We start from the raw sequence: 6,088 nt of genomic DNA on the forward strand, positions 1-6,088 counted from the left end.
GAAAAGTCTGCTATTTAAAAACATTCTAAATAATTTGCGTGCTCGGAAGTTATGAATTATCTTTGCCGAAAATTAAGATAGTTATGCGTTTATCCGAATTAGGAACAGGTGAAAAAGGTGTCATCGTTAAGGTATTGGGACACGGCGGCTTTCGTAAACGTATTGTGGAGATGGGTTTTATAAAAGGTAAAACTGTTGAAGTATTGCTGAATGCTCCACTGAAAGACCCCATTAAATATAAAGTCTTAGGTTATGAAATTTCTCTTCGTCGTCAGGAAGCGGAAATGATTGAAGTGGTAAGCGAGGAAGAGGCAAAAAAGCAAGCCGAAGAAACTATATATCATGAAGGACTGCCCGAAGACGTTTCTGTAAAAGAAGAAGATATGAAACGGTTGGCGTTAGGTAAGCGTCGTACCATCAACGTTGCTTTGGTCGGGAATCCGAACTCAGGCAAAACTTCTCTTTTTAATCTAGCTTCCGGTGCTCACGAGCATGTAGGAAACTATAGCGGTGTGACCGTAGACGCCAAAGAAGGGTATTTCGATTTCGAAGGTTATCACTTCCGCATTGTTGATTTGCCGGGAACTTATTCATTATCGGCTTATACGCCGGAAGAAATTTATGTCCGCCGTCATATTATTGATGAAACGCCGGATGTTATCATCAATGTCGTTGATTCTTCAAATCTGGAACGGAATCTGTATCTGACTACCCAGTTGATTGACATGAATGTTCGTATGGTGGTGGCTTTGAATATTTACGACGAACTGGAATCCAGTGGTAATACATTGGATTATCATTTGCTGAGTAAATTGTTCGGAGTACCGATGCTGCCTACTGTCAGCAAGAAGAATCGTGGATTGGATACCTTGTTTCATGTAGTTATCAACCTTTATGAAGGTGTAGACTTCTTTGATAAACACGGGAATATGAATCCGGAGGTTCTGAAGGATCTGACCGAATGGCACGATTCTTTGGAAGACCGGAAGAATCATGAGGAAGAACATTTGGAAGATTACGTGCGTGAACATAAAAAAACGGGTCGTGTATTCCGGCACATCCATATTAATCATGGACCCGATCTGGAAAAAGCGATTGACGCTGTAAAAGAGGAGGTATCCAAGAATGAATTTATCCGCCATAAATATTCCACTCGTTTTTTGTCTATCAAGTTATTGGAAAACGATCCTGATATAGAGAGTTTTGTGCGTACACTGCCGAATGCGGGAGAGATTTTCCGTATCCGTGACAAGATGGCTAAGCGTGTTCAGGAAACAATGAATGAAGATTGCGAATCTGCTATTACAGATGCCAAATATGGTTTTATCAGTGGTGCGTTGAAAGAGACATTCACTGACAATCATCTGGAGCAGGCACAGACTACGAAGGTGCTGGATGCGATCGTTACTCATCGTATCTGGGGATATCCAATCTTTTTCCTTTTTATGTATCTGATGTTCGAAGGGACGTTTGTGCTTGGAGAATATCCGATGATGGGAATTGAATGGCTGGTAGGACAAATTGGTGATTTGATTCGCAACAATATGTCGGAAGGACCGTTGAAGGATATGTTGGTTGACGGTATTGTAGGTGGTGTAGGCGGTGTTATCGTCTTTTTGCCCAATATTCTGATTCTGTATTTCTGTATTTCGCTGATGGAAGACTCCGGATATATGGCACGTGCAGCTTTTATTATGGATAAAATCATGCATAAGATGGGCTTACACGGAAAGTCGTTTATTCCGTTGATTATGGGATTCGGATGTAATGTGCCTGCAATCATGGCTTCCCGTACTATTGAGAACCGGAAAAGCCGTCTGATTACGATGCTGATTAATCCGTTGATGTCTTGTAGTGCGCGTTTGCCCATTTATTTGTTGCTGGTAGGGGCTTTCTTTCCGAACAATGCGAGTTTGGTGTTGTTAAGTATTTATGCGATCGGGATTTTTCTGGCTGTATTGTTGGCTCGACTGTTCAGCAAGTTTTTGGTGAAAGGTGACGATACTCCTTTTGTAATGGAACTTCCGCCTTATCGAATGCCGACGGCAAAATCTATTTTCCGTCATACCTGGGAGAAAGGAGCACAATATTTGAAAAAAATGGGAGGAATTATTATGATTGCTTCTATTATCATCTGGTTCCTCGGATATTATCCGAATCATGAGGCATACGAGACGGTAGCTGAACAACAGGAAAATTCTTATATCGGTCAGTTGGGACGGGCTATAGAGCCGGTAATAAAGCCGATGGGATTTGATTGGAAACTGGGTATCGGTTTGATTTCCGGAGTAGGTGCGAAGGAACTGGTTGTTAGTACACTGGGAGTTTTGTATGTGGATAATCCGGAAGCCGATGAGGCTAGTTTGGCAGAGCGGATTCCGATCACACCTTTAGTGGCGTTCTGTTATATGCTGTTTGTGTTGATCTACTTCCCTTGTATTGCGGCATTAGCAGCTATTAAGCAGGAGTCCGGCAGTTGGAAGTGGGCGTTGTTTGCAGCTTGCTATACAACAGGGCTGGCTTGGCTGGTGGCATTTTCAGTTTATCAGATTGGAGGGTTGTTTGTATGAATAATTGGCAGGAATGGGTAGTCGGAGTACTGATTGTACTCTGCATTGCCCGTGTAATATATGGAATTTATCTTTTTTTTCGTCGTACGCGCGAAAGTGAGAATCCTTGTGATAGTTGCGTAAGTGGCTGTGATTTAAAGGATATGATGGAAAAGAAACGTCAAGAGTGCGGTGTAAAGAAAAAAAGTACAAAGAAAAATTGCTGTGGATAGTTGGTAGTTTCAAAATTTGTACTACCTTTGCAACCGCAAACGAGAAAAAATGGTTCCTTGGATGAGTGGCTTAGTCAGCGGTCTGCAAAACCGTGTACGGCGGTTCGAATCCGCCAGGAACCTCATACCCCCCCCTTTTAGATTAAATTCTAGAGGGGTTTTTCTTTGCTCCTAACTGAAATGGTACTACATTGGTACTACAAAAAAATGATATCAGGATGGTGTTTTAAGGAAAGACTGTTTTTATTCTTCTATTTCTTTTATTCTTTCAATTTGTCTATTCAGGAAGTAGTCAGCATACAGAGAATATGCTCCAGTTTTGCAAAAAGATATTAGTCTTTTTTTGTAGTTCAATACATCAGCATCTCTTAAAGAATAAACAGGAATGATATCAGCATGCATCAGTACAAAACTTTCTATTATTCGGGGAGCGTGTTTGTTCTCACTAGTGAAAGGCTGTAACTGGGCGATATTGCAATGAAGATAAACGGCTCGTTCCAATGGATTGGTATACTGTTCCTGTTGATAGAGTATTTCGTCTAGTTTTTCTCGGATCTTGTGTAATTCCTTTGTCGGTGTGTACTCTATGCCACTAACACAAACAGTTCTATTTCTTAAATACCCTGATTTTTCATCAGGAACTAAATCAGAAGATATGGATTGATATACTCTGAATAAAGTGCTTTTATCTATTCTTCTACTATTTTCCCCTTTGATATGTTTCAATTCTTCGGTGAATGTATTGTGTAGATTGATTAGCATTTCGGCATCTTCATACTTCTTTGATGGAGTGATTCCGTTTTTTAAGAGTGTCTCTGTTTCAACATAAGTGTAACCATTGCCTTCTATCTTTCCAGAATAGTAGCACCATAAAATAGCAAGATTCTCAACCTCACTATGATAAAGTTCCGAAAGCTTTGATAAAGGGCTTTCGATGATGAATACAGCTTTATTTATTTGTTCTTCATTGAATATCTGTTTCATGTACTCCGGTTGTCTCACTATTGTTTTTTTGTAATATTCACGAAGCTACAAAATTTTTTGATATATGAATATCTTTCATTCAAGAAGTTTATAATGAATAGTAGAATATGGGTTATTTATGGTTATAACCTCATTGTTTTGTACACGTGTATAATGACCGAAAAAATCCTTGTAGTGCGCTAGTTCCAAATAACGGTTGTTTGGAGTTATAGATCATGAGGATTATCAAAAAATACATTTTACCCTTGACCGAATCTTGACATCATTAGGGGAATTTGTCAGAAGTGGCGGTATTTCATCTAATTTGAAATTCTAAAAGGGACTTTAGAGATATTTACTGGTTTATTTTTTTCTTCTCTCCAATAATCGTAATACTGCATGGGATTCCACCTTTCAGCATTTCTGCGTGAAGAATGATCGGATTGGCATACATACTGTTCTGACATTCTATGCTAATTTTACCATTCTTGTCGGTTTGTATAGTAGGATTCCAATAAAGTGTACGGCGACGATGGTTGACATTTGCAGTCGGTATTTTGTCTTTGTAGACAGGAGAATAGAAAGCTAATGGGCGAGAATATCCTTGGATTATTGTACGACGTGTTCCATGGGCAGCCTTCATTGACTTTTGCGTTAATCTGCTATAATTGGAGTTAAAATGCGGAGTTATGTAGAATAAAGCATATTGTCCGAATCTTGAAAAATCGATATTGACGTTTACATTATTGTTGATTCCTGATGATTTCTTTCTAAAAAGGGGTTCTGATTTGGCCTTTTCAGTATCGTCTAACGATATTTTTTTCTTTGCAGCATCTCCATAAAGATAGAAACTGTCATCAAAGGTACGTGGGGGATTCATTGCTGTCATCATGTCTTTTACATTTTGTCCTTTTGTCATATTTGAACCGTGTATTGAATTAAGCACTTCATCAGTATACGAATTGCTTCCTTCGCATATCATAATCTGTTTTATACCATCTATCTCATTCCACAATGTCCAAGCAGTTAAAGTATCAAGTACTTGTTTACCAACAATGAGACAGATTGTTTTCTCTTTATATCGTGAGCTTCCGTCTTGCACATCGTATGAAAAGTTAGGATTCACTTTACTAAGCAAGTCGGGTATAGTATTAATTACTATTCCCTGATCGCGTAATTCATCAACCAATCGCGCTACATCGTAATATGCGTCTACGCTTTTCTCGAATACTTGAGTAGTGATGTTCTTATTTTTTCTTTTTTTTGCTATTTCCACTTCGCTCAATAAATAGGTATTGTCAGTTTTGCTGATAGAATCCGCATATAGCGAGTCTACATGGTCGGAAAGGGTGATCCATGAGTTTTTGTCCATCCACTGTGGATGTTCTTCTTCATAGCTGAAGGCACGTGGGGCAGGGGCGAAGTTACGGTCGAGCATAACAGAAGCATCTTTTTTATGTTTAGATCCCCGACGTCGTATCTGGAATACCGCTTCTACTTCTCCTTCAAAACTAGTAACTGGAAGTTGAAAGTTTCCGTTTTCATCTGTAAACGTATGTCCTGCTACAAATGTATTGTCTACTTTAGCTATGACGCTTACCTCCATATCTTTCATTTCTTTTTTTAATAGAGAAGAACGAATCTGCCCTTGTAGTAATAACTCTTTTTCAGCTGACTGTTGAATCAGCTCTTCATTTTTGCCGGAAATAAGTTGTGATAAGTCATATTGACGCCAACCGTGAACCATGAGCAAGACATCAAGTTCTTGTAATTTGCGAAGCGTAATATCTGCAAAATAATACCCCGGTTGATCAATATACCCTTTTAACCCGGATGTTAATAACATATCAGTAAATATACTATTATCATATTCTGTATAATCCGAACGTATAGCATCGCGTATTGATATGGATAAAGAACCTTGTAAAGGATTTCCTTTTTGATCTGTTACTTGTATTTCGCAGCGAATTGGTTCGAAAGGTTGGTAAATGTCTTTAATTCCATCTACTTGTATTGAATTCAATTTATTGGGTTGCACAAATGTAAACCGTTCACATAGCGTATTCCCGGATTTGTCTAATAGACTGACTTGATATATGCCTCCGGGAAGATCGCGTGTTTTAAGTAAGAAAGTTTGATTTCCACCTGATCTCATTCGTAGTACCCAATACGAATAGGGGCGACCTTCGTGACTTATGAATGCTACAATGTCTGCATCCGGAGTATCCCTATTGCTTAATACGTTGCCTACAATAGCGCCGCTTGAATTATTCACGTTCAATACATATCCTGCGGGAAGAGCATCCGGTAGATCGAATTGATATTCTTTCTCTTTATAAACAA

General features: G+C 39.0%; 4 protein-coding genes and 1 tRNA gene. 3 read left to right on the forward strand and 2 right to left on the reverse strand.

Translation table 11 applies throughout. The features are described 5' to 3' along the window. The first annotated feature begins 83 nt into the window (after window positions 1–83). From feoB to HMPREF2794_RS22945, 3 genes are all read left to right on the forward strand, one after another. Window positions 84–2,570: a ferrous iron transport protein B gene (gene feoB / locus HMPREF2794_RS22935; protein ID WP_010538847.1), complete on the forward strand. Its 2,487-nt coding sequence runs from the start codon at window positions 84–86 to the stop codon at window positions 2,568–2,570. Then, window positions 2,567–2,782: a hypothetical protein gene (locus HMPREF2794_RS22940; RefSeq protein ID WP_008762135.1), complete on the forward strand. Its 216-nt coding sequence runs from the start codon at window positions 2,567–2,569 to the stop codon at window positions 2,780–2,782. The genes feoB and HMPREF2794_RS22940 overlap by 4 nt, the downstream gene beginning before the upstream one ends. Before the next feature lie 51 nt (window positions 2,783–2,833). Then, window positions 2,834–2,905, forward strand: a tRNA-Cys gene (locus tag HMPREF2794_RS22945). A gap of 120 nt (window positions 2,906–3,025) precedes the next feature. On the opposite strand, the gene HMPREF2794_RS22950 is transcribed toward HMPREF2794_RS22945, so the two are convergent. Continuing rightward, window positions 3,026–3,766 carry a Fic family protein gene (locus HMPREF2794_RS22950; protein ID WP_010538846.1) on the reverse strand — a complete coding sequence of 247 codons (741 nt, stop codon included), beginning with the start codon at window positions 3,764–3,766 and terminating at the stop codon, window positions 3,026–3,028. 334 nt (window positions 3,767–4,100) lie between these two features. Then, the coding region (locus HMPREF2794_RS22955) for a hypothetical protein (RefSeq protein WP_070752814.1) at window positions 4,101–6,088 on the reverse strand (1,988 nt) is incomplete at its 5' end.

This window comes from Bacteroides sp. HMSC067B03 (assembly GCF_001811315.1).
Taxonomy (GTDB): Bacteria; Bacteroidota; Bacteroidia; order Bacteroidales; family Bacteroidaceae; genus Bacteroides; species Bacteroides faecis.

What these genes read in the sequence shown, in the direction of transcription:
- HMPREF2794_RS22940 (WP_008762135.1), top strand. Translation starts at nt 2,567, where the DNA reads ATGAATAATTGGCAGGAATGGGTAGTCGGAGTACTGATTGTACTCTGC.
- HMPREF2794_RS22950 (WP_010538846.1), bottom strand. Translation starts at nt 3,766, where the DNA reads ATGAAACAGATATTCAATGAAGAACAAATAAATAAAGCTGTATTCATC.
- feoB (WP_010538847.1), top strand. Translation starts at nt 84, where the DNA reads ATGCGTTTATCCGAATTAGGAACAGGTGAAAAAGGTGTCATCGTTAAG.